This window comes from Janibacter zhaoxuefangae, from assembly GCF_050271985.1.
Taxonomy (GTDB): domain Bacteria; phylum Actinomycetota; class Actinomycetes; order Actinomycetales; family Dermatophilaceae.
The window spans coordinates 1,201,213-1,221,895 of the sequence record NZ_CP189849.1 but is presented as its reverse complement, the minus strand read 5'-3'; the positions used below and the strand labels follow the sequence as shown (position 1 = coordinate 1,221,895).

Here is a 20,683-nt window from a genome sequence, read left to right as displayed (position 1 = left end):
GGTGGGTAGTGCACCTGGTTTGGGTCGAGGAGGTGTCCGACCATGAGCTACAGGACGATGACCGCAGCCCCGGATGGCCCGGAGGACTACCAAAGCAGCGAGGGCCTACGCGCTCTACTCCATCGCCTCCACGACAGCGGCCCCGACGCCTGGAAACACGATCCGGTCGCCGCAGAGTTGATGGCCTATGCCTGCGAGAAGTACGCGCCCCTCGCGGTCAAGCATGGGTTGGACCCGTGGGAGGCGGCGTCGGCGGCGTTCGATGTGATGCGCACCAAATCGGCGAGGTCGGCGGTTGATCCGTGGGCTGTGGTGACGCATGCGGTGCGGCTCACCTGCATCTTCGAGGAACGCGCCCAAGGCCTCCTCTGCTCCGTCCACCAAGCCCGCCGCCCCCACATCTCCGCCTTCCACGACCCCGAACGCTTCAGTGACAGGGAGAACCCGCTGACCGACTACCACCCCGCGTTCCGCATCACCGACGACCCCGACACAGAGCAGACCGTTGCTGAGCAGGATGGTGGTACCGGGTCGGCGCATTCGACGGTGGAGGATGCGATCGGGGTGCTCGTGCTGGCGAAGTGGCCGGCCGATGTCGCCCGCGCAGGCGTCGAGCACGTCTGCGGAGCCCTCATGCGCTCAGGCACCCGCCAGTCGGCGTATGAGGGGTTGCGGCGCGATAAGGTCGCACGCTCCCTCCTCGACATTCCCGCTCCCTGCTGGCACACCCTCATCCGTGCCCTCCTCGGCCATCCTGATCCGGCGCTTGCGACCACGAGTGCGGGGCGCGGGATTCTGTTGCGGTTGGCGATGGAAGAACCCATGCGGCTCCTGCTGCGCGATGACGACCTCATGCTCGCCCTCTCCCTCGCAGCCGCCCGGATCGAGGACGAGCGATGAGCGGCGACATCGACGGCGTCCAGGTCCAATGGTCCGTACCCGCCATCACCGTCGGCGCGAGGCACCGCAAAGAACTCGGCGACATCGACACCCTCGCCGCCTCCATCAAGAGAGTCGGCCTGCTTCAGCCCATCACAATCGCCCCCGACGGGTCACTCGTCTGCGGTGCCCGGCGCTTGGCGGCGGTGAAACTCCTCGGGAAGAAGACGATCAACGTGTGGATGCGATCCGGGATCTCCGACCGACTCGGGAAACTCCTCGCAGAGCAGGACGACAACGTGCTCCATAAGCCCCTGAACTCAGTGGAGGCGGCAGCGCTGTATCGGGAGCTGAAGGTCCTAATGGCTGAGGATGCGGCGCGGCGTGAGGCGGCGAATCAGTTCACGACTGCGCATCAGCCGAGGTGGAACGGCTCCGCCGATTCGGCGGAGCCGTTGACCAGCCCGACCGGGGATGCGCGCCGACAGGCCGCACAGATGGTCACCGGCACTGCGTCCTACTCCAAGCTCGAACAAGTCGGCTACCTCGAAAAGGTCGCCGCCGATCCCGCCCAGCCTGATGACCTCCGCGCCCAGGCACGGCGCGAGCTGGACGCCGTGAAAGCTGGAGCGCCGGTCAACCCCGCCTACCAACGCATCCGCGAACAAGCCGAAGGCCGACCGGCAGAGGACTTACATCAGATCGCGGAAGAGACCTTGGCGCGCGTCCATGCTGAGAACAAGGCTGCTCGGAAGAAGAACAAGCCCCGCAAGCCAGCACCCGCTCCTGCTGGGGAGATCGTGCAGTTCCCCGTGCGGGCGTTTGTGTTGACCTGGGGCGAGCTGATCGACTGGTGGGAACGCTACGACCTCCACCAGATCGCTACCGAACTCACCGACGAGCAAGCCGACGCCTTCTACGCGACCGTCGATGGCACCGTCGCGTTCGCTGATCGCCTCCGTACTGCGCGTGGCACGGCGGACACCGCCGAGGATGCGCGGCTGCTTCGCGCTCTCTGACCGCTCAGCTCGTGGCTGCGGTGTCTCGTGCACCTGTGGGGCATGACTTTCTTCGATAGCAGCCGTCCAGGGTTCAAGCGCCGCCTCATCGCCACCATCGCCGCCGGTGTGGTGTTCCTGATCCTCGCCGGAATCGGGATCTACGGCCTCATCACCGGCCCCAGAGACACCACACCCAGCGAACCATCCGCTTCCGAACCGGCTTCGACATCACCGTCTACGTCGAATCCGACGGCGACGCCACGGCTCCCGTCCGTGCCTCGGTCGGCGGACCCGCAAACCTTCGCCCGCAACGTCGCCGAAGCCTTGTTCACCTGGGACACCGGCAGCGGATTCATGCCCCTCGACTACAGCAGCGTGATCCTCGATGTCGGCGACCCCTCCGGTGAGGAACAAGCCGGGCTCGCGTCGGACGTGGCGGCGTATCTGCCGACACGGGATTCCTGGATGGAGCTACGCAAGTATGTCACCGCCCAGACCCTCACCATCGACAGCATCTACGTCCCGGAGTCGTGGGAGACGGCGGTGGCGCAGGCGCAGCCGGGGCAGCTCGCAGAAGGGACCGTCGCCTACACGATCGAGGGCACGAGGCATCGCGACGGCGAATGGAACGGCACCCCCGCCGCGTCGGAGCATCAGGTGGCGTTCACGGTGTTTATCGTCTGCGCACCCACCTACGACACCTGCTCGCTCCTGCGGCTCTCGCAGCTCGACAACCCCCTCAAATAGGACGGGTGGTGTGTCGTGTTCAAGAAGCTCGCTATCGCGGGGATCGCCCTGGTCTTCCTTGCCCCGGCCGTCATGCTCGTGTCCATCGGGGCGCTCATCAACCCCGCGCAGACCGCGAACGCCACCTGCCTCACCACCGGGCTGACCGTCGGCGAGATCCCGGATTCCCTGTCGGTGACGACGGCGGATGGGTACTCGTTCACGTTGAACAAGCGGCAGCTCACACATGCCGCCACGATCATCACCACCGGCTCCCAGATCGAGGGAGTGGATCGGGATGCGGTGCAGATCGCGATCATGGCCGCCCTCACCGAATCCACCCTCCGCATGCTCTCCAACACCAGCACCTACCCGGAGTCGGCCGACTATCCGAACGATGGTGATGGCGGGGATCACGATAGTCTCGGCTTGTTCCAGATGCGTCCGCAGTCCGGGTGGGGCACCGTCGCCGACCTCATGGACCCGACCTACCAAGCGAAAGCGTTCTTCGGCGGCCCCACCGGACCGAACTACCCGAGCCCCAGGGGCCTGCTCGATATCCCCGGGTGGGAGTCGATGGACAAGGGCGAAGTAGCCCAAGCCGTCGAGGTCTCCGCGTACCCGGACAGGTATCAGAACTACGAGCCCGTCGCCGAGGCCATCCTTCAAGCACTGACTGTGAACAGCGGCAGCAACAACACGCAGCCGGCGGGCACCGGTGGTGCGGCGGCTGGCCCGGTGGCGGAGTCGTCGCGGATCGTGTTCCCGCTGCCGGAGGGCACCTGGGTGATGACCAGCCCCTTCGGGATGCGCGAGCACCCGATCACGGGCGAATACAAGCTCCACACCGGCACCGACTTCGCAGGCCCCGACGGCACACCGATCCTCGCCGCCGCCGACGGCATCGTCACCGTCGCCGAATACACCGGCGGCTACGGGGGGCTTGTCGTGATCGAGCACACCGTTGACGGGCAGACCGTTGCGACGGCGTATGCGCATTCGTGGGAGAACGGCATCCACGTCTCCGTCGGTGACCGGGTGACGGCGGGGCAGCACATCGCCGACGTGGGTTCGTCGGGGTATTCGACGGGGCCGCACCTGCATTTCGAGGTCCGTATCGGCGGCACCAACGGCGACTACACCGACCCCGCCGCCTGGCTCACCGAGCACGGGGCCGCGGACCTCCCCGTCGGAGACATCACCCCAACAGGATCATGCAGCAACGGAGGGAGTGGATCGTGAACGTGTTTCCCGACTTCGAGGGCATCAGCGGCATCGGAGACCTCAAAGAAGTCATCGGAGCCTTGCTGACGTTCGTGCTCATCATCGCCGTGCTCATGCTCATTGTGTGCGCCATCACCTGGGCGGTAGCCTCCGCGCACGGCAACCACGCCACCGCTAGCAAAGCCCGCACCGGCCTCCTCGTCGCTGTCGGCGCTGCTGCTCTCGCCGGTGGCGCGGTCGCGTGGATGAACTGGCTCATCGCCATCGGCGACCAGCTCTAGAGATCGTCAGCGGTCTCAGCACGCTGGATCTCACACTGATCGAGTAGCCGCGCAAGGTAGCTGTAAGCAGCGAGGCGTTCCATTGCTTCCTGCTCGGTGAGTTCGCTCCGCGTATGTGTCGTGACGTTTGGGACTGCTGCACGAACGGGTGACAGGTTGGGTCACGCAGCCTGAGTGGCGGGCGTGGTCATGATGGCTTCGTATTCAACAGGGGTCAATCGTCCGAGGCCGGCCTGGCGTCGGCGTCGGTGGTAGGTCCTCTCGATCCAGGTCACGATCGCGATCCGGAGCTCCTCGCGGGTGGCCCAGGCGCGGCGGTCGAGGACGTTCTTTTGGAGCAGTGAGAAGAAGCTCTCCATGGCCGCGTTGTCCCCGGCCGCACCGACGCGGCCCATGGATCCGACCATGCCGTGCCGGTTGAGTGCGTGGACGAATTTCCTGCTTCGAAATTGCGATCCTCTGTCCGTGTGAACCACACAGCCGGCCACGTCGCCGCGCCTGGCGACCGCGTTGTTCAGCGCCGCGACCGCCAGTCGCGACTTCATCCTCGAGTCGATCGAGTAGCCCACGATCCGGTTGGAGTAGACGTCCTTCATCGCGCAGACGTAGAGCTTGCCTTCCGCGGTCCAATGCTCCGTGATGTCCGACAGCCACAACTCGTTCGCGGCATCAGCCTTGAACTCGTGCCGGACGACGCCGTGCTTGTCGACCACGGCGCACAGGTCGTCGTGGACCGGTGGACCGGGCTTCTTCGCCTTGCCGTGCTTGGGCTTGCCGAACACCGACCACCACCCCAGCTGGGAACAGATCCGCCACGCTGTCCGCTCCGCCATCGCCTCACCTGCGATAGCGGCCTCGTCGACCAGGAACCGATACCCGAACTCCGGGTCGTCCTTGTGGGCGTCGAACAGCGCGTTGGCGCGGTAGGCCTCGACCAGTTCTGCGTCGGTGACCGGCGCCTGGAGCCAGCGGTAGTAGGGCTGGCGAGCGATCTTGAGTACCCGGCACGTCACCGTGACGGGGATCCCGTCGACGGCCAGCTCGCGGACGAGCGGGTACATCATTTTCCCGGCAGATTGGCCTGCGACAAGTAGGCAGCCGCCCGGCGCAGCACCTCGACTTCTTGCTCGAGGAGCCGGTTGCGCCGCTTCAACTCGCGTAGCTGGGCGTTCTGGTCCTCGGTCATCCCGGGCTTGGTGCCGTCTTCGACGTCGGCGGCGCGCATCCAGGAGTTCAACGTGGTCTGGTGGATCCCGAAGTCCTTCGCGATCTGCTCCAGCGGGGTCTTCGGATCCCGGCTCCTGGCGACACGAACAACGTCGTCACGGAACTCGCGGGGGTAGGGCTTGGGCACAGCGACATCCTCTCAAGCCTGCCCGTCGGGCAAGCCAGTTCAGTTGTCACCTATTCGTGCAGCAGTCCCTTTCGCACCGTCAGATTGACGCCTGTTGCTAGATTCGTCAGGGCCTTAGCCATCGGTTCGAGACCACCGCGCATGCTCTTGGTGGTCTCATCCGAAGGCTCGCCTGGCCACACAAGTTTCGGTCGGTCGGGAAGGGGCTCGCCGGGCGACAAAGTTTGTTGCCAGAACGGGGTGTCGTCCACATCGTTGCGGCCAAGTCGGTTTTTCCAATGGACGGTGAGCGCTTCTGCCGCTTCGCGCACGGCGACGCGATACTGATGCGTTGTCCAATGAGCCGCCGCCGCAGCCCAGATCACTTTGTGCAGCTCGGCAGGAGAGAAACCGGGAAGGCCGGAATCGTCACGCGCTTCCGCGTCGGCGATCATCGCATCGAGCCGCCCCTTGACGTTGGACGCGGTCATCCGAACATCGCGGGGTGCAAGCGGAGCCTTCGGTGCCGCCATGAACGACCAGTTCGAGACAGGATCGATCATTCCCAGACCCTGCACTGCGATATAAGCCCCCGTGACGGCGACGGCACGCGCTGCAAGTCCTGCTGCTTCAGCAACATCGAGTTCAAGTCCCTGGATGGCAGCGCTGTCTTCTCCCTCCTTGGCCCAGACAGTAGGGAAAAGACCGCGTGACTCCATATGTGTCGACTCGTGCTGGGTCTGCATCCACGCCTCGAAGGCTCCCTCAAACTGTTCGATTGCCGAACGCAACCGACGCAGATAATCCGCGCTGTACTCCGCCATACCGGCCTCCTCTCACCAGTCCCCAAGCGTAGGCGGCACCCCCGACACGGCAGAGGATGCGCTGTCGGTATCGAAGGCGCACCTGATCCGCGAACCCTTCCCCCGCCCACGATTCCTGTGGGCCTTGTTCGTGTCAGGAGCCCATCGTGTTCGATCTCATCTCGTCCGTCCTCGCCGCCCCGGTTCTCGTTCCGATGGAGGTGAACATCGACCCCAACGACTCCGGCCTTCCCGGTATCGCGCAGCTCCGCACGATCGTCGGCGCGGTCATGACCGTCGGCCTCATCCTCTCCGTCCTCGCGCTCATCATCAGCGCGATCGTCTGGGGCTTCGGCGCGAACTCCTCGAACCCGCATCTGGCAGGGCGGGGAAAGATCGGCGTCCTCGTCTCCTGCGGAGCCGCGGTCATCTGCGGGGCGTCGGTGACGCTCGTGAACTTCTTCTGGAACGTCGGCCAGCAAGTCTGACCCCGCCCACCACCAACGACTTCAATCTGAAGGAGGTGCGTGATGGGCGTGTGCGATATACCCATCATCTCCAACGTCTGCGATATCGCAGGCGACGCCGCCGGCGCCCTGATCTCGGCACCGTTTGATTGGCTTGCCCAGGCAATGGGCAACGCTGCCGGGTGGTTGTTCGAGGCAGTCTGGAACGTCTTCGACACCACCACGTTGGTCGACGTCACCAGCGACGGCTACATCTCGGTGTACAACCTGGTGTTCGGGATCGCAGTGTTCATCATGCTGCTGTTCTTCTGCCTCCAACTCATCACCGGCCTCATCAAACGAGTCCCCACCGCCCTGTCTCGGGCTGCGTTGGGGCTGGCGAAATCGGTGCTTGGGTCATTCGTCGTCATCACGTTGACCGGGCTCGGGTTGGAGATCGTGGATCAGCTCTGCACCGGCATCATCCAAGCCGCAGGCGAAACCACCACCACGATGGGCGACAAGATCACCCTGTTGGTTGCGGGGCTGGCGGGGATCAATATCGCGGCTCCGGGTGTGGGTGCGATCATCACCATCTTCCTCGCAGGACTGGCGATCTCGGCCGCCGCCATCGTCTGGCTCTCCCTCCTGATCCGCAAAGCCTTGCTGTTGGTTGCGATCGTGTTTGCACCGTTGGCGTTCTCCGGCGCCTCCTGGGACGCGAGCCGGGGGTGGATCAGCAAGTGGGCGATGTTCGTAATCGCCCTCATCGCCTCCAAGCTCGTGCTGGTCGTCATGTTCCTCGTCGCGATCACGCAGGTGTCGGCACCGATTGACATGGATCTCGCGTCGATCAGTGACCCCATCGCGGGCGTCGTGCTGATGGCGATGGCCGCGTTCGCGCCGTATCTGACGTACAAGTTCATCGCGTTCGTCGGCTTCGACATGTATCACGCGATCGGCTCCGAACAAGACGCCAAGCAGGCTCTCAACCGCCCGATGCCTGTGCCGTCGAAGCCGCAGGGGCAGGACGCGCAGAAAGTCCTCGACGGCAACAACAGCGGCGGGGGCAAAGGCAGTGGCGGCAACGGCGGCGGCGGTACGACTCCGCCGCCGAAGCCGACACCGGCCTCCACGGGTGGCACTCCGCCTGAGAGTGCTGCGCCTGCCGCATCCGGTGGTGGTTCAACCGCGGCAGCCGGAGGTGGGGCGGGTGCGGGTGCTGCGGTCGCGGCCCCGGTCGCTGCGGCGGTGATCGCGGCGAAGGTCGCCAAGGACTCCTTCAACGCCGGTCACGACCTCGGCGACAAGCTCGGCGGTCAAGGCGAAGCAGCCGCCGACGGTGCGAGCAGCAACATCACCCCACCACCCCAGGGCAGTGACACGGCACCACCCTCGTCCCCGGTGCCGAAGACGCCGACACCACCGCAGGACCCGACACCGCCCGACCCCACACCCGGGAAGAAGTGAACCCCATGAGCAGCAGCAGTAAGAATGCGAGCGAACTGGTGCCGGTGAAGTTCTCCCGCCTCACCCGCCGCGGCGTCCTCCTCGGGTTATCGCTTCCGCAGCTCGTGACGCTCGCGGTCGGCATCCTCTCCTTCGTCGGGGCCCTCTACGCCGGCGGCGGCATCCTGCTCGCCTACACCGCACCCATCTGGGCACTCTCCATCACGTTGACGTGGGTGCCGATTGCGGGAAGGCCCCTGGTCGAATGGTTGCCGGTCGGATGCTGGTGGCTCTACCGCACCACGATCGGGCAGCTCATCTACCGCCGCAAAGTCGTCGCACCCCGCCCGGTCGGCACCCTCGCGCTGCCGGGCGATATGGCGCGGCTGCGGGAGTTCACCGACCCCGAAACCGAAGCCGGGATGATCCACGACCCGCACGCGGGCACCCTCACTGTGGTCTGCGAGGTCACCCATCCGGCGTTCGTACTCCTCGATCCCGGTGAGCAGGAACGCCGCGTCACTTCCTGGGGCCGCGTGCTCGCCACCGTCTGCCGTTCCGGGCGCATCGCGACCTTGCAGATCCTCGAACGCACCCTCCCGGACTCCGGCACTGGATTGGCGGAGTGGTGGGCTGCGCACGGCACCCACGACGACTCCTGGGCCTCCACGACCTATGGCGAGTTGATCGACCGGGCAGGTCCTGCCGGGGAACGCCACGCCACCACCCTGTCACTGTCCTTGGACATGCGGGCCGCCGGGCGACAGATCCGCACCGCCGGCGGCGGCATCCGTGGCGCGGCCGCCGTCCTCCGGCAGGAGATGGCGACGCTGACCGCGGCGCTCCGGTCGGCGGACCTGACCCCGTCCGGATGGCTCACCCCAGGGCAGATCGCCGTGATTCTCCGCTCCGCGTATGACCCCGCGATCGCCGCGACCTTGGAACGGCACGGGCAAATCGGACAATCCCTCGCCACCGCAGGCCCGCTCGCGGTCAACGAATCCTGGGGACGTATCCGCACCGACTCCGCCCACCACGCCACCCTCTGGATCTCCGAATGGCCCCGCTCTCTGGTCTATCCGGGATTCCTCTCACCCGTGCTGCTCTCCACCGGCATCCAGCGATCCTTCTCGCTGATCTGCACACCCATGCGGTCGGACCAAGCGGCGCGGGATATTCGGAAGAAGAAGGTGGAGCACATCAGTGATGCGGCGCAGCGGCAGCGGATCGGGCAGATCGAAGACGCCTCCCAAACCGCCGAATACCAAGACGTCCTCCAACAGGAGGCCGACCTCACCGCCGGGCACGGCATCCTCCGCTACACCGGCCTCGTCACCATCACCGCACCCACCATCAACGAGTTGGACGCCGCCGTCGCGGCGATCGAACAAGCAGCGATCCAGGCCTCGTGTGAAACCCGACTCCTCGTCGGGCAGCAGGCCGCCGCGTTCACGGCCGCCGCATTGCCGTTGTGCCGGAAGGTGTGATCTTTAGGCGGCGCGGTCGAGACGGACGATGGCGGCGCCTGTGGCCACAGGTTCGCGTTCGATACGTTCTCGCTCAATGTCGTCACGAATCTTGCGGCTACGGTCAGATTCCAATCCGGCAAACCACGAGATGATCCCGACCGGGATGCCGACAGCGGCAACAACTACTGCGACACCCGTGAAACAGATCCCCACATAGACGCGGTAAACGACCACTGCCGGGGGCCACAACAGGAGACGGGCAAGGTCGTCCATTCCGTATCGCCGCGCGAGGAGGTAGAGAACACCCGCAGCGGCGAGCCCGCCCAACACCCATAGCGCTGCGGCGAACGCGGTGTGCGCCCATGAGCGCAGCGGTGCCGCGATGTCGCCGTACTGTGCCGCGACGAAAAGAAGAAGCCAGACGGTCGCAGCTGCGGGCGCACCGACGAGGCGAAGAGGTTCGTAGGCGAACATCTGGTTGTCATCATGTCTGCTGCGCACCAACGGGATCACGACCATCCAAGCCAGAAGAACAAGCAGAGCCGTAAGCATGATCCCGTTCACGGCGGGGGCCGGGTCGTTAGCGAGCGATAGGCCAGTCAACCACTCCGCCACCGGCGTGAGTTGGATATGGCGCGCGACCGCGGCCAGGGCGTCGCTCGGTCGCGTTCCTGTCGCAACGGCCGCAACGACGAGGGCAGCAGCGATAGTCGCAACGAGGTTGTAGATCGACTCTCGGTTGTCGCGCCAGCTCTTGATCGTGCCCGGAATCTCCTTGATCGCACTCAACATCAGTTCCTCCCGGTGTGGGTCTGCTCGTTTGCGCAGATGCTGGCATGTACCACCGACACATCTCCCCACGAGCACTGCTGCCCGTGCCAAGAGCGAGCAAGACGAGGAGCCTGTCGCTCACCTCCTCTCTGACATCCATCGTCAGGGAGGTTCCTCATGCCCACGTTCACCGACCCCACCAAAGACGCCGCTGAAGCATCCGAAGCGATGCGGGGTCTGGCTCATGCCAGCCGGACGTTCGGTCAGCCCTCGCAGATGTATCCGGTGATGGGTGATCTGCTCGCCGGGGTGCGGTCGCTGCGGCAGGTCCTCGACCAGCTTGCCAACGCCCACGCATCGCGGCAGATCCACGCGACCGACGATCACGGCAACCCCGCCGCAGGTGCCCGTGACGCTCTCGCGGCAGCGGACGAACTGCACCAGGCAGCGACCCTGATTGACTCCGCACACGACCGCCTCGACGCGGCCATGAACGCGGCAGGGCGGATCGCCTGGCAACCCGGCACCTCCCGCTCGATCCGGCAGTGGGTCAACATCGTCTTCCTCCAGGGCGAGGAGGCCGACCAGGTGATGGACCTCATCAGCCGCGACGGCCCGGCGGCAGGGATCGAGCATTTGAAGCAGTGGGACTACGGCGAGGAGACCACTGATGCGGCGTTGGAGAACGGATACGTCTACGACACCCCACCGGTCAGTGATCTCGACCGCGCGGTCACCGACGGCGACTACGCCCTTACCTACAACCCGTTCCACGGTCACGTCTCCCTGCACCGCGCCCACAACGTGCCCCTCGAACCAGAATCGACCGAGCCTCCTTCGCCACCAGCGGCCGATCCGGCAAGGGTCGCGGGTAGTCCTGCTCGTGCAGCCGCTGCTGCGGGGCCGTCCGCTGCGCAGGGCGTCGCGGTCGAGAAGGACTGGTTCGCCAACACCACTCGCTCGTCGCACACCTCGGGTCGGGGGCTGGGTCTGTGAGCGCCCGTGAGCCCGAACGGCTACATACCTCGGTTCTCGTCGCCCCAGCGTCCGAGCGCCGCAAGCTGCGGAAGCAACGCCGGCAGGCCGCCGCCCGCATCACCGCCGAGAAGCGGCTGGCCGAGAAGGCGGCTGCGGTGGCGAAGGCGGAGGCCGAGCGTGCCGAACGCCTAGCGACAACGTATCTGCCTGCGTCGGGCGAGCCGGGCGCAGCTGGGTTACGGTCGCCGGGCAGGTTCAAGGTGCCACGTCACCAGGACACCAGCGCGACTCTCGCTGGGGCGTATCCGTTCGTCGCTGAAGGGGGTCTCGGCTCCGACGGCGTCTTCGTCGGCCAGGACCTCTACTCCGGCGGCAGCTTCGTCTACGACCCGTGGGTGCTCTACGCCCGCGGCATCATCACCGCACCCAACGTCGTCCTCGCCGGAATCGTCGGCTCCGGGAAATCCTCACTCGCAAAATCCCTTTACACGCGGTCACTGCCGTTCGGGCGTCGCGTCTACGTCCCCGGCGACCCCAAGGGGGAACACACCGCGGTAGCGGAGGCTGTCGGGGGTCGAGCGATCGTCCTCGGCCACGGCCTCAACACGCGGTTGAATCCGCTCGATGAGGGCATGCGGACCTCCGGCCTGTCGGATGAGCAGTGGGCCGCGACCGTCGCCTCTCGCCGGAGGGATCTCATCGGGGCTCTGGCGGAGACGGTGCTGGCGCGGGGGTTGTCGCCGTTGGAACACACTGCGATCGACTTGGCGTTGACGCAGACGGTGCGGGAGAACACGGTGCCGATTCTGCCAATGGTCGTTGACCGCGTCCTCAACCCCAGTGACGACACCGACGGCCGGCTCGCGGAGGATGGGCGGCTCGTCGGCCACGCCCTCCGCCGCCTCGTCGCCGGCGACCTCGCCGGTCTTTTCGATGGGCCATCGACGGTCAGGTTTGATCCGTCGTTGCCGATGATCTCCCTCGACCTCTCCCGCGTGACCGAGAACTCGACGTTGATCTCGGTGCTGATGACGTGCTCCAGCGCGTGGATGGAATCGGCGTTGTTGGACCCGAATGGTGGGCAGCGGTGGGTGATCTACGACGAAGCCTGGCGACTCATGTCCCACCCCGCGCTCCTGCGCCGGATGGATGCGCACTGGCGGCTCGCGCGGCATTACGGGATCGCGAACATGTTGATTTTTCATAAGTTGACCGACTTGGACAATGTCGGCGACCAAGGCTCAGCCATGCGCTCCCTTGCCAACTCCTTGCTCGCGAATGCGGAGACCCGGATCGTGTACCGGCAGGAATCCGACCAGCTCGGAGCCACCGCCAGTGCGCTCGGGCTGACCGGGACCGAGCAGAAGCTCCTTCCCGGTCTCGGTGTCGGGCAGGGGTTGTGGCGGATCAAGGACAGGTCGTTCGTGACGCAGCATCAGCTCCACCCAGCCGAGCTGGAGATGTTCGACACCAGCTCCCGCCTCACCTCGGGGGTGAAGTGATGAACGTGCGTCCCCAGAAGAAACACGCCGCCGCAGCGTCGAACGAGACACCGGGGCCGGTGCAGGCGGTGCTCCCGAACGTCCGTGTGATCGTCACTGACACCGGGACCCTCGATGTCACGGTGGACGGTGCCGTGTTCCCGCCGCCTCCTCGCGGGGAATGGACGCGCGGCAGCTTCACCGACCTCCTCGACGCGGTCACGAAGGACCGAAGCGTGGCGGTGCGGATCGAGGTCCGCGAGGTTGACGGGTCGGTGTTCACCGACCTCATCCACCCCCGCAAACGCACACGCACCCCCGAATCCGTGCCGCCGTCCGAGCCCGCGAAGCCAGTATGGAAGCTGAAGGGGCCAGTGCTGGTCGAGGTCACCGCCGACGGGTTCCTGCCCGGCGAAGATGTCGCCGTCGCAATCATCGTCTCCCATACGGATGCGGCGGGCGGACGTGCGTGCGCCCTGCTGGATCTCAACCAGCTCCCGACACCAACAAGCAGGGCACAGGACGTGCTGCTGTTTGGCCGGATCTCCGGCACCGTCCACATCGAGACACTGCCATGAACGAGCGGCAGCCGGGCTCGATGGGTGATGAACTCACCAACGCCGCCCTCATCGGCCTCATCGGAATCTTCGCCCTCGGGCTCGTCCTCCGCGGCGCAGGCTCCATCGCCGCGTTCCTCACCGGGACCGCGCAGCCCACGTCAGGGCCGACGGGCGGGATGGGGGTGCTGTTCAACCCCGGCGACCCCGGCGGCGCCCTCGGAGCTGAGGGCCTGAGCCCGGTCGTCTACTGGATCGTCACCGTCGTGCTCCTTGCTGCGGTGACGGTCGGGCTGGGCTGGTGCTGGACGAAATGGCGACGCCACAACCGCAAGGTCGAGACCGACCCCCGCCGCCTCGCGGGCACCGCGACCAGCCATGAGGTCACCCAGACCGCGTCGCCCAAGGCCTTGTTGAAGCGTGCTGCGACGCTGCGGCCATCGCTCGACGAACCATCACCAGCCGATGTCGGCTACCTCCTCGGCTCCTCGCGGGGCAAGCAGGTCTGGGCGTCGGTCGAGGACTCGATCTTGCTGATCGGGCCGCCCCGCTCCGGCAAGGGCCTGCACGTCGTCATCAACGCCATCCTCGACGCCCCCGGAGCCGTGGTGACGACCTCCACGAGGCCGGACAATCTCACCGCCACCCTCCGCGCCCGGCGGCGTAATGCGGGGCCGGTGGCGGTGTTCGATCCACAGCACCTCGCCGAAGGCGTCCCCGCAGGCCTGCGCTGGTCGCCGGTACGGGGGTGTGAGGACCCGTTGACGGCGATGATCCGCGCCACCGGACTCGCCTCCGCCACCGGCCTCTCCGCTGGCGGTGTCGAGTCCGGTGGGTTCTGGGAAGGAAAGACCCGCACCGCACTCCAAGGCCTCCTCCACGCCGCCGCCCTCGATCATCGCTCACCGGCCGAACTGTTCCGCTGGACCCTCGACCCGTCGGCTGCGGCGGAGGCGGTCGCGATCCTCACCGCGAACCCGAACGCGGCCGCAGGTTGGGCGGATTCTTTGGAGGCGATGATCGACTCCGACCCCCGCACCCGAGACTCCATCTGGCAAGGCGTCTCCCTCGCGCTCGGTGCCCTCGCTGATCCCAGGGTGCTGGATGCCGTGTCGCCGAGTGAGGGTGAGAGCTTCGACCCCGAAGCCTTCATCAAAGACCGCGGCACGCTGTATCTCCTCGCCACCGGAGCGGGGGCTGGTGCGTCTGCAGCGTTGGTGGCGGCGTTCGTGGAAGACCTCATCGAAACCGCACGCCGCATCGCCGCACGATCACCCGGAGCCCGCCTCGACCCACCCCTCCTACTCGCGCTCGACGAAATTGGAAACCTCGCGCCCCTCCCGTCACTGCCGACACTCATGGCAGAGGGCGGCGGCACGGGCATCACCACGCTCCCGGTCTTGCAGTCACTCGCGCAGGCCCGCGATAAGTGGTCGGAGAACCAGGCCGGAGCGATCTGGGATGCCTCCATCGTCAAGGTCATTCTCGGTGGGGCGTCGAACTCCAAAGACCTCCAAGACCTCTCCACCCTCATCGGCGAACGCGACGAGTTCACCGACTCCGTCACCCTCGGGGACCACGGCAGCCGGTCGAACCAACGCTCGATCAGGCGGGTGCCGATCCTGCCGCCCGACCGCATCCGCACCCTGCCCTTCGGCACCGGCGTCACCCTCCTCCGTGCCGCACCACCCATCGTCACCGACCTGCGCGCCTGGCCGAGCCGTCCCGATGCGGAGCAGTTGAAGCGCGACCGGGCCGAGATCGAGGGGCTGTTGCAGCGCACTTCCGACGCCTGAAGTGGTTGGGCTGGTGTAGTGCACCTGACTTTCACGGATGACCCCTGACAAGTGGGGTCGCGTGATCGTCAAGGAGCATTTCGATGGACATTCACACGCAGCAGTCGATCTCGGGGTTCATCGCCTCGGACCCGCAGCTCAGCTACAACGACCAGAACCAGGCCCGGTTCTACGCGAGGTTCGGCCAAGAGCACTTCGACCGCAACCCCGACGGCACCTTCACTCAGCTCGACTCGACCTTCCACGATCTCGTGTTGTTCCGGGCGAGTGCAGAGCGGGCGCACGAGCGGTTCAAGAAGGGCGACAGCTTCGTCGCCGAGGGCTACGTCCGCGAGTACGAGACCACCCGCGATGGTGAGCAGATCCAGGCCGAGCAGTTCGTCGCGAAGAAGATCGGACACGACACCGCCCGCACCCGCTACGACGTCGACCGCACACCCCGCACCCCAACCCAACAGCTCGACCAGAACGCCCCGACTCAGGAAGCACCGGCACGGGAGACCCCAGCCCAGCCAGCGCCGGAGTTCCAGGTACCGAATCGCAGCAGCGCGCCGACGCCGCCCGCGCCCCGACTCTGAGGAGACGCCACCATGAGCACCATCGCCACGGATATCCCGGAGATCGACGAGCCCGAACCCGCACTCCAGGACGAGAAACCTGGCACGAAGCCGGCGCTGTCTGATCCCGATTCGATTCCTGGGCCGCCGCATCCGGTGAACTGGAACCTGCTGACCGCCGACGAGGCAGGGGCGGAATGGCTGGAACTGGATCGGTGGGTGAACTGGCTCCGTCACACCTACGGCCTGTCCGCGAACGTCATTCCGCCGTTCTGGCACCGGCACCCCGAACTGGTGTGGGAACTGTCCGCGCTGCATCTGCACTGGCTGTGCGCCTACGACCCTGATCAGAACGGTTCCGCGCCTATCGGTTGGCACCGGGACTTCGTCGATGCCAAGCAGCGGCTCCGCGACTGGGTCGCAGGCTCCGTCACCCGGCTGGATCGCGACCGTCCCACTCGGCAGACCGTCTGGCCGGGCGAGAAGCCTGCACCGCCGGTGGAGGATGTCGTGATCCTGGATCGGGCGGCGGACTTCGATGCGTTCGTTGCCGCTGACATCGCCCAGCGCCAGGCGGCCGAGGACGCCTTCTACGCGAGTCTCGACGATGAACGCCCCAACAGCGCTTGAGCACGGCATCACCCCCGTTGAGGCCCTGTGGTGTGCGCGGGATGTGGCCGAGTTCTTGAACGTCTCCCAGGCCACGCTCTCGCGCTGGCGCAGAGAGAGGATTGGGCCGCCGTTCCTTCGGGTCGGTGGTGTCTCCCGTTACAACCCGGCCACGGTGCGCGCCTGGGTCACCGAGCAGGAACAGGGTCGGGATCGTGGCTGATCCGCGGAATCGGCGGATGCCGCCGGTCGGGGTGAAGCTCACCACCGATGTCGAACGCCGCGTCGACGGGTTCCGGGCCCGCGTCCGCTGGACCGACCCGTCCACTCACAAGCGTGTCGGCCGCGTCGCCCACGTCCATTCGCAGGAGGAGGTGGAGGAGTTCTTCGATCAGATGCGGGCAGCGACCGAGACCGGCAACGACCCGACCGTCACCCTCGCCGACTACGCCGCCTCGATCGGGGACCGGTGGCAGCGGGGCCTGGACCCGACCTCCACTGCCGAGCTGTACGAGACCGGGTTCCGGCTCCGGGTGCTGCCCGCGCTCGGGCATGTGCGGGTTGCGAAGATCACCGCCGGGATGATCGACCGCACCATCGACGCCTGGGAAGCCGAACACTCCGCGTCCACGATCAAGAACTCCATCGCCCCACTCGTCCGGGTACTGGATGAGGCCGTGCGTGATGACGTCATCTCCATCAACCCCGCCAAGCATCGTGCTCGGCGCAACCTCGGCAACAACGTCACCCACACCACCGGAGCACTCCGTCAACACGCACTGCCGGATCTCGCGACGCTACGGAAGCTCGCGAAAGCCTGCGGGAAGGTACATCAGGCGTATTCCGATCACGTCATGCTCGCCAGCCTCCTGGCTGCCCGTGGTTCGGAAGTCGCCGGCCTCCAAGTCGGTGATGTTGACTGGGAGAACCACATCGTGTGGATCAGACGCCAGCATTACCCCGGCAAGGGCGGCCTCGTCGTGAAGAAGACCAAGGGCCGTAGAGACCGGCCGGTGCCGATGCTCGATGCGCTCGAACCGATCCTCGAACGCCTCACCCAAGACAAGTTGCCCGAAGCTCCGCTCCTGCGTGGGCCACGGGGTGGGGTGCTCACGACTGCGACGGTGCGGGATGCGACGCACTGGGATGACCTCGTCGCAGGCCTCGGGTTGCCGGACCTCACCCGGCACGGTCTCCGGCATACGGGGGCGACGTGGATGGCCGACGCCGGTATCGCTTTGCATGTGCTCCAGGAGATCCTTGGGCATCAGTCGATCGAGACGACCAAGGGGTATCTCCACCCCGACCATCGACACCTCGCCGAAGCCGCGAGACAGGCTAATCAGTTCCTTTCCAGGACACCTCAGAGGAAGGACGCTAGCCGCCGCGACGGACCCCGCTTGTGACCACTTCAGAACCCATGCTCCGACCCTCCCAGAGGGGGCCGGAGCACCGTCATGCCCGCGTTTTGGTGCACCTCATGGTCACCTTTTGGTGCACTCCGCAGCCGACGAGACCGAACGGAAGTGGACCAATCCGCGAACGAGCGGGACGGGCGGATGAGGGAAGTGGACCAGCCAGTGACCACGTTCAGATACGACGAAGCCCTGGTGAAAGTTGCCTCTCACCAGGGCTTTTTGTCGGGATGACAGGATTTGAACCTGCGACCCCTTGACCCCCAGTCAAGTGCGCTACCAAGCTGCGCCACATCCCGTTGTTTAGTTTTCGGACAGTCCCGCCGCTCTAACTCACCTGACCCCCAGTCAAGTGCGCTACCAAGCTGCGCCACAGCCCGTTGTTCGGTTGTCCACCACGACGACGTGAATCGCAGCGGTGTGCTCCCCCGCAGGAGAGCGAACGCAACCTTAGCGCAGCGGGTGGCCTCCGACCGAATCGGGTCCGTCAGCCGCGCCGCACGCGGCCCTCAGCGACGAGAACGCTTCTCCCGCACGCGGACCGAGATCTCGATCGGCGTCCCCTCGAAGCCGAACTCCTCGCGCAGGCGACGCTCGAGGAAGCGGCGGTAACCGTGCTCGATGAAGCCCGACGCGAAGATGACGAACCGCGGCGGGCGGGTGCTCGCCTGGGTGCCGAAGAGGATGCGCGGCTGCTTGCCACCGCGCACCGGGTGCGGGTGGGACGCGACGACCTCGCCGAGGAAGGCGTTCAGTCGCGACGTCGGGATGCGGGCATCCCACGACGCCAGTGCCATGTCCAGGGCCGGCACGAGCTTTTCGACGTTGCGCCCCGTCTTGGCGGAGATGTTGACCCGGCGCGCCCACGGCACCTGGACGAGCTCGCGCTCGATCTCACGCTCGAGGTAGTAGCGACGCTCCTCGTCGAGGAGGTCCCACTTGTTGAAGGCGATGACGAGGGCTCGCCCGGTCTCGATGACCTGGCTGATGACGCGGATGTCCTGCTCCGCGATCTTCTCCTCGGCGTCGACGAGGACGACGGCGACCTCCGCCTTCTCCAGGGCCGTCTGAGTGCGCAGCGAGGCGTAGAAGTCGGCGCCGCGGGTCTGGTGGACACGGCGGCGGATGCCCGCGGTGTCGACGAAGCGCCACTTGCGGCCCGCGAGTTCGATGACCTCGTCGACCGGGTCACGCGTCGTGCCGGCGACGTTGTCGACGACGACCCGGTCCTCCTTCGCCAGCTTGTTGAGCAGGCTCGACTTGCCGACGTTGGGGCGCCCGACGAGGGCGACCCGGCGGAGGCCGTCGCGCGGCGTCTCCGGGGCCACGCCCGAGACCTCGGGCAGGACGTCCAAGATCGCGTCGAGGACGTCACCACTGCCGCGGCCGTGCAGCGCGGAGACGGGCCACGGCTGGCCGAGACCGAGGTTCCACAGGGCCGTCGCGTCGGACTCGGTCTTCTCGTCGTCGACCTTGTTGGCGATGAGGACGACAGGCTTCCCGCTGCGGCGAAGGAGGCGCACGACGTTCTCGTCGTCGTCGGTCGCCCCGACCTTGGCGTCCACGACGAAGGCGACCGCGTCGGCCAGCTCGACGGCGACCTCGGCCTGCTCGGCGACGCGCAGGTGGATGCCCGTGGCATCGACCTCCCAGCCTCCGGTGTCGACCAGGGTGAACTTCCGCCCCGACCACTCGGCGTCGTACGACACGCGGTCACGGGTGACACCGGGGACGTCCTCCACGACGGCCTCTCGGCGGCGGAGGATGCGGTTGACCAGCGTCGACTTGCCGACGTTCGGGCGGCCGACGACCGCCAGCACGGGGCGCGGCGCCTCGTGGGCGTACTCGTCCAGGGCGAGCTCGGCCTCGAGGAGCGCGCGGTCCTCCTCATCGAGCTCGAACTCCTCCAGACCGACGCGCAGGGCGCGCTCGATCTGCTCGTCGGCCTGCGGGTCCACGGGGGTGGCCGCCTCTGCGACGGATCCTGTGTCGGGGCCGGAGTCGAGGGCGGCGTCGGCCGCGGGCTCGGGGGCAGAGGGGTACTCGGAGTCGCTCACGTCAGTCCTTGGGTGGGAGGTGCAACGTCCATTGTCCCGCATCATGGCGCAGCCACCGACCACACGCACGAGAGCTCACCGCCCGGTGCGCGCTCCGCACCGCGCAGGCCGCGGGTCAGACTCGGGCGACGGCGACGATGGCCACCACGGCGTCGACGCTCTGCTCGAAGGTGAGGTCCGAGGTGTCGACCGTGACCACGCCGTCGGCGGCGACGGTGAACTCGGAAACGGTGGAGTCGGCCCGGTCCCGTTGCACGACGAGGTCACGGGTCGCCTCGACGGCCGCCTCGTCGGTGGTCCCGTGGACCTCGAGGGAGCGTCGGCGCAGCCGGGCCTCCTCGCTGGCCGTCATGAGGATGCGCACGTCGGCATCGGGGGCCACCACCGTGGTGATGTCACGCCCCTCGGCGACGACGGCACCCCGCTCCGCGGCGATGGCGTCCATGAGCTGACGCTGCAGGCGCTGGAGCACCGGACGCACGAAGGGGTTGGTCGCGATCGCCGTCACCGCGGACGTGATCCGGGCCGTCCGGATGTCGTCACCGATGTCCCTGCCGTCCACGGTCACGCCGGGGTTGGCCGGGTCCGTGCCCATGACGAGCGGGAAGGTCGCGGCCTCCGCCGCGACCCGCTCCTGATCCAGCGGGTCGATGCCCTGATCGAGGACCCACCACGTCAGCGCGCGGTACATCGCGCCGGTGTCGAGGTAGCCGGCCCCCATGGTGCGGGCGACGGCCTTCGAAACGCTGGACTTGCCGGTCCCCGAGGGTCCGTCGACGGCGATGAGGATGGGGGCGGCAGGCGTGCTCATGGGAGGCGAGCCTACCGAGCCGCCCGAGGTGCCGGTGACC

20 protein-coding genes, 1 tRNA gene and 1 pseudogene are annotated in these 20,683 nt (G+C 66.7%); 16 read left to right on the top strand and 6 right to left on the bottom strand.

Annotation, left to right across the window (positions count from 1 at the left end; all coding sequences use genetic code 11):
- Positions 1-42 precede the first annotated feature (42 nt).
- The 5 genes and pseudogenes from ACQBAS_RS05765 to ACQBAS_RS05745 all read left to right on the top strand — a co-directional run bounded on the left by ACQBAS_RS05765 (position 43) and on the right by ACQBAS_RS05745 (position 4,111).
- Positions 43-900 (top strand): hypothetical protein, encoded by an 858-nt coding sequence (locus tag ACQBAS_RS05765; RefSeq protein WP_421009171.1) that lies wholly within the window; start codon positions 43-45, stop codon positions 898-900.
- Positions 897-1,898: a ParB N-terminal domain-containing protein gene (locus tag ACQBAS_RS05760; RefSeq protein ID WP_421009170.1), complete on the top strand. Its 1,002-nt coding sequence runs from the start codon at positions 897-899 to the stop codon at positions 1,896-1,898. The genes ACQBAS_RS05765 and ACQBAS_RS05760 overlap by 4 nt, the downstream gene beginning before the upstream one ends.
- 42 nt (positions 1,899-1,940) lie before the next feature.
- Positions 1,941-2,627, top strand: coding sequence for a hypothetical protein (locus ACQBAS_RS05755; RefSeq protein WP_421009169.1), 687 nt, complete (start codon positions 1,941-1,943; stop codon positions 2,625-2,627).
- Positions 2,628-2,642: 15 nt separating this feature from the next.
- Positions 2,643-3,833: pseudogene (locus ACQBAS_RS05750) on the top strand (M23 family metallopeptidase); the annotation flags it as partial.
- Positions 3,834-3,844: 11 nt separating this feature from the next.
- On the top strand, positions 3,845-4,111 hold the full coding sequence (locus ACQBAS_RS05745) for a DUF6112 family protein (protein WP_421009168.1): 267 nt from the start codon (positions 3,845-3,847) through the stop codon (positions 4,109-4,111).
- Positions 4,112-4,272: 161 nt separating this feature from the next.
- Here ACQBAS_RS05745 and ACQBAS_RS05740 read toward each other — a convergent pair.
- A protein-coding gene (locus tag ACQBAS_RS05740; RefSeq protein WP_169701965.1) for an IS3 family transposase occupies positions 4,273-5,465 on the bottom strand; the annotation gives its coding sequence in 2 pieces (ribosomal slippage) (positions 4,273-5,178 and positions 5,181-5,465; 1,191 coding nt in all).
- Positions 5,466-5,515: 50 nt separating this feature from the next.
- Positions 5,516-6,268 (bottom strand): TIGR02391 family protein, encoded by a 753-nt coding sequence (locus tag ACQBAS_RS05735; RefSeq protein WP_427385411.1) that lies wholly within the window; start codon positions 6,266-6,268, stop codon positions 5,516-5,518.
- Positions 6,269-6,462: 194 nt separating this feature from the next.
- On the opposite strand from ACQBAS_RS05735, the gene ACQBAS_RS05730 reads away from it, so the two are divergent.
- Genes ACQBAS_RS05730 through ACQBAS_RS05720 form a run of 3 tightly spaced genes read left to right on the top strand, consistent with a single transcriptional unit; the run spans position 6,463 to position 9,629 of the window.
- Positions 6,463-6,735, top strand: coding sequence for a DUF6112 family protein (locus ACQBAS_RS05730; RefSeq protein ID WP_421009192.1), 273 nt, complete (start codon positions 6,463-6,465; stop codon positions 6,733-6,735).
- 42 nt (positions 6,736-6,777) lie between these two features.
- Positions 6,778-8,163, top strand: a complete 1,386-nt coding sequence (locus ACQBAS_RS05725) for a conjugal transfer protein TrbL (protein ID WP_421009191.1) — start codon at positions 6,778-6,780, stop codon at positions 8,161-8,163.
- Between the two features lie 5 nt (positions 8,164-8,168).
- Positions 8,169-9,629, top strand: a complete 1,461-nt coding sequence (locus ACQBAS_RS05720; RefSeq protein WP_421009166.1) for an SCO6880 family protein — start codon at positions 8,169-8,171, stop codon at positions 9,627-9,629.
- A gap of 3 nt (positions 9,630-9,632) precedes the next feature.
- Here the strand turns inward: ACQBAS_RS05720 and ACQBAS_RS05715 are convergent, their stop codons facing one another.
- Complete coding sequence (locus ACQBAS_RS05715; protein ID WP_421009165.1) at positions 9,633-10,403, bottom strand: hypothetical protein; 771 nt, start codon at positions 10,401-10,403, stop codon at positions 9,633-9,635.
- A gap of 156 nt (positions 10,404-10,559) precedes the next feature.
- Here ACQBAS_RS05715 and ACQBAS_RS05710 point away from each other — a divergent pair, with 156 nt between their 5' ends.
- The 8 genes from ACQBAS_RS05710 (at position 10,560) to ACQBAS_RS05675 (ending at position 17,766) form a co-directional block, all read left to right on the top strand.
- The gene (locus tag ACQBAS_RS05710; RefSeq protein WP_421009164.1) at positions 10,560-11,378 is read left to right on the top strand and encodes a hypothetical protein; all 819 of its coding nucleotides are present in this window, start codon (positions 10,560-10,562) and stop codon (positions 11,376-11,378) included.
- Positions 11,375-12,862 carry an ATP-binding protein gene (locus ACQBAS_RS05705; protein ID WP_421009163.1) on the top strand — a complete coding sequence of 496 codons (1,488 nt, stop codon included), beginning with the start codon at positions 11,375-11,377 and terminating at the stop codon, positions 12,860-12,862. Before ACQBAS_RS05710 ends, ACQBAS_RS05705 begins: the two co-directional genes overlap by 4 nt.
- Positions 12,862-13,419 carry a hypothetical protein gene (locus tag ACQBAS_RS05700; RefSeq protein ID WP_421009162.1) on the top strand — a complete coding sequence of 186 codons (558 nt, stop codon included), beginning with the start codon at positions 12,862-12,864 and terminating at the stop codon, positions 13,417-13,419. The genes ACQBAS_RS05705 and ACQBAS_RS05700 overlap by 1 nt, the downstream gene beginning before the upstream one ends.
- The gene (locus ACQBAS_RS05695; protein ID WP_421009161.1) at positions 13,416-15,194 is read left to right on the top strand and encodes a type IV secretory system conjugative DNA transfer family protein; all 1,779 of its coding nucleotides are present in this window, start codon (positions 13,416-13,418) and stop codon (positions 15,192-15,194) included. Before ACQBAS_RS05700 ends, ACQBAS_RS05695 begins: the two co-directional genes overlap by 4 nt.
- An 83-nt stretch (positions 15,195-15,277) precedes the next feature.
- Positions 15,278-15,772: a single-stranded DNA-binding protein gene (locus ACQBAS_RS05690; protein ID WP_421009160.1), complete on the top strand. Its 495-nt coding sequence runs from the start codon at positions 15,278-15,280 to the stop codon at positions 15,770-15,772.
- 12 nt (positions 15,773-15,784) lie between these two features.
- The gene (locus ACQBAS_RS05685; RefSeq protein ID WP_421009159.1) at positions 15,785-16,381 is read left to right on the top strand and encodes a hypothetical protein; all 597 of its coding nucleotides are present in this window, start codon (positions 15,785-15,787) and stop codon (positions 16,379-16,381) included.
- Positions 16,290-16,583, top strand: coding sequence for a helix-turn-helix domain-containing protein (locus tag ACQBAS_RS05680; protein WP_421009158.1), 294 nt, complete (start codon positions 16,290-16,292; stop codon positions 16,581-16,583). The genes ACQBAS_RS05685 and ACQBAS_RS05680 overlap by 92 nt, the downstream gene beginning before the upstream one ends.
- Positions 16,576-17,766, top strand: a complete 1,191-nt coding sequence (locus ACQBAS_RS05675) for a tyrosine-type recombinase/integrase (protein ID WP_427385410.1) — start codon at positions 16,576-16,578, stop codon at positions 17,764-17,766. The genes ACQBAS_RS05680 and ACQBAS_RS05675 overlap by 8 nt, the downstream gene beginning before the upstream one ends.
- Positions 17,767-18,000: 234 nt before the next feature.
- Here ACQBAS_RS05675 and ACQBAS_RS05670 read toward each other — a convergent pair.
- The 3 genes from ACQBAS_RS05670 to cmk form a co-directional block, all read right to left on the bottom strand.
- Positions 18,001-18,074: transfer RNA gene (locus ACQBAS_RS05670), tRNA-Pro, on the bottom strand.
- A gap of 210 nt (positions 18,075-18,284) precedes the next feature.
- Positions 18,285-19,733, bottom strand: coding sequence for a ribosome biogenesis GTPase Der (der, locus tag ACQBAS_RS05665; RefSeq protein ID WP_427385586.1), 1,449 nt, complete (start codon positions 19,731-19,733; stop codon positions 18,285-18,287).
- A gap of 214 nt (positions 19,734-19,947) precedes the next feature.
- Positions 19,948-20,643: a (d)CMP kinase gene (gene cmk, locus ACQBAS_RS05660; RefSeq protein ID WP_427385409.1), complete on the bottom strand. Its 696-nt coding sequence runs from the start codon at positions 20,641-20,643 to the stop codon at positions 19,948-19,950.
- Positions 20,644-20,683: the final 40 nt, after the last annotated feature.